Genomic DNA, 2,416 nt, shown 5'->3' with positions numbered 1-2,416 from the left:
GTGTATAGGTGGTGTCTGTTCCCTCCCGGCACAGGTCTTCCCGTGTGAAGATCCATTCCGAGGGACGTGCCGAAAAGGGAAGCTTCAATGTCATGGACTGCTAAAGCGTTTCCCGAGAGAAGCAGATCGACGTATCCATCTCTTATCATCGCAGCAAGAGCATCTCTCGCACCGGTATGGTTCACAGCCGGTCCAGCTACGACCGCAATCTTTCCACCCTTCTTTTTAAGCTCGATTATCTCCCTCGCTATTATTTCTATTATCTCCTCGGTCGGTCTTTCTGAGGAAACGCTTCCGCCCATGAACTGGAACGGGGAGTACTTCCTCGGCCTCTCCGGGGGAACGACTTTGACTCCTTTCTCACCCACAACTATTTTGTCACCTTTCTTTACCTCGTCAATGGGAATGCAGATCGCTCTATCATCTCTTATCGCGATAACCCTATCCATGCTTATGTCTTCGACTTCAATCCACCTACCTTTGTAAAACACGTAGGTCGGATGATTCGTTGTGACGTAGAAGTTGTCCGGCAGGACTTTATCAGCTTCAGCTTCTTTCAATTCCACCTCTTCGGGCTTTATCTCTCTCGCTCCAAGTTTATGAAGTTCCCTTAAAATTTTGTTGAGATGCTCCTCATCCCTTCCAGCTACGAAAAGCCGAGCGTAGCTATATTCTTCTTTCTTTCTTCCAACCCTAAATTCGAGTATCTCAAACTCCCCTTCTAAATCGAGAATCGCATCAAGGGCTTTGCTGAGTATAAGCGAATCGATCAAGTGCCCCTCAAACTCAACTTCCTTTCCTATCATCCAAGTACCTCCTCCAAGATTTTTTTCGAGGTGAGTATTCCGTCTTCGTCCCGAAGCTCTAAAGTTAGGTAGCCTTTATAATTCTTTGGTATGAAAGCTTTGAAATCTATACTCCCCTCTCCGAGGGGAAGGTGCTCGTCGTATTCTCCCCTATTGTCGTGGAGGTGTATGTTAGCGATCTTTTCTTCATACTCCAAAAATAGTCCGTGCCCTTCCTTAACGTTGTAGTGACCTATGTCGAGGGTTATCTTGGCGTTGGTCTCTTCAAATATTTCCCTGAGCTTTCTTTCTATCACTCCTTTTACAGATATCGTGTTCTCTATTGCCACGATCTCTTTATCCATTAAAAACCTTTTAAGCTCCTCAAGAGCTTTTTCATTCGTTTTTTCGTACCACTCTTCTTTGAAGATAAAGCCTCTGGAAGTTATGAATCCTGGATTCCATCCGAGGTGGATTGTCACAAGCGGAGAGTCGATCTCTTCGGCGAACTTCAAAGTCTTCTCAAGCTCCTCGTAACTTGCTCTCCTCATCACGCTGCTAACCGAAAGAAAGTTTGTGTAAACCGCTGAGGCGTGAATTATGATTTCTACGTCGTAAATTCCTTTTAATTCAAGTACAGCTGCGGAATTGAGAGACTCGTAATGGTAGTAGGGGTGATCCATTAAAATTTCTATGTGATCGAAGTTATTCGCTTTAGCGAACTTTAAAGCCTCTTCAAGCTTTTGATCCACGCTTGGCTGAAAACCGAGCATAACCATCACGGATAGACCATCGTTCCTATCCCTTCCTTCGTAAATAGCTCAAGGAGAATAGCGTGCTCTATCGACCCGTTTATTATGTGCCCCCTCTCAACTCCTCCCTTTAAAGCCTTTATTATAGCCTCCACCTTGGGGATCATTCCTCCCTTGAGTTCGCCTTTTCTGAGCATTTCCTCAAGCTCCCTCAAGCTTATCTTGGAAATTATCGAACTTGGATCGTTGACGTCTTTAAGTATCCCCGGGACGTCGGTGAGTATAATCAGTTTCTTGGCTTTCAATGCAGCGGCTATGTCTCCCGCAACGGTATCCGCGTTCATGTTGTAGATATTTCCGTTCAAGTCGACAGCCACCGGCGATACGACCGGAATGAAACCGTTGTCGATGAGTATTTTCAAAATTTCTGGGTTAACTATTTCCGTTTCTCCCACGTAACCCAAATCAAGTTCAACCTCGCTATCTCCGATTTTCTTCTTCACCTTCTTCTTTTTCGCAACAACGAGCAAGCCATCCTTCCCGGACATGCCAACAGCCTTTCCGCCGTTTTTTATGAAGAGAGAAACGATCTTAGAATTGATCTTTCCGTCAAGAACCATCTGAACGACTTCTATCGTCTCTTCGTCCGTAACTCTCAGCCCGTCGACGAATTTCGGTTTTATCCCCAACCTCTCCATTTTCTCGCTTATTTCTGGCCCACCACCATGAACGACGATCGGCTTAATACCGACGAAATATAAAAGGATTATATCTCTCACGGCACTCTCTAAAATCTCCTCGTTAACCATCGCATGCCCGCCTATTTTGATGACCATTACCTTTCCGTGAAATTCTCTTATGTAAGGCAAAGCTTCAACG

At 45.2% G+C, this 2,416-nt stretch carries 3 protein-coding genes; all 3 read right to left on the bottom strand.

Annotation, left to right across the window (positions count from 1 at the left end):
- A partial coding sequence (locus tag F7C14_RS00930; RefSeq protein ID WP_290898804.1) for a TIGR00300 family protein occupies positions 1 to 806 on the bottom strand: 806 nt, incomplete at its 3' end.
- A complete protein-coding gene (locus F7C14_RS00925; RefSeq protein WP_290898811.1) occupies positions 803 to 1,564 on the bottom strand; it encodes a sugar phosphate isomerase/epimerase in 762 nt (253 codons plus the stop codon). The genes F7C14_RS00925 and F7C14_RS00930, both read right to left, overlap by 4 nt.
- A partial coding sequence (gene argB, locus F7C14_RS00920) for an acetylglutamate kinase (protein WP_290898799.1) occupies positions 1,564 to 2,416 on the bottom strand: 853 nt, incomplete at its 5' end. The genes argB and F7C14_RS00925, both read right to left, overlap by 1 nt.

Origin of the sequence: Ferroglobus sp., from assembly GCF_015521575.1 — an archaeon.
In the GTDB taxonomy this organism is placed as follows: Archaea; Halobacteriota; Archaeoglobi; order Archaeoglobales; family Archaeoglobaceae; genus Ferroglobus.
This window is presented reverse-complemented; position numbering and strand designations above follow the sequence as displayed.

Coding starts and splice junctions, on each gene's coding strand:
- F7C14_RS00925 (WP_290898811.1), bottom strand. CDS start 1,564: ATGGTTATGCTCGGTTTTCAGCCAAGCGTGGATCAAAAGCTTGAAGAG.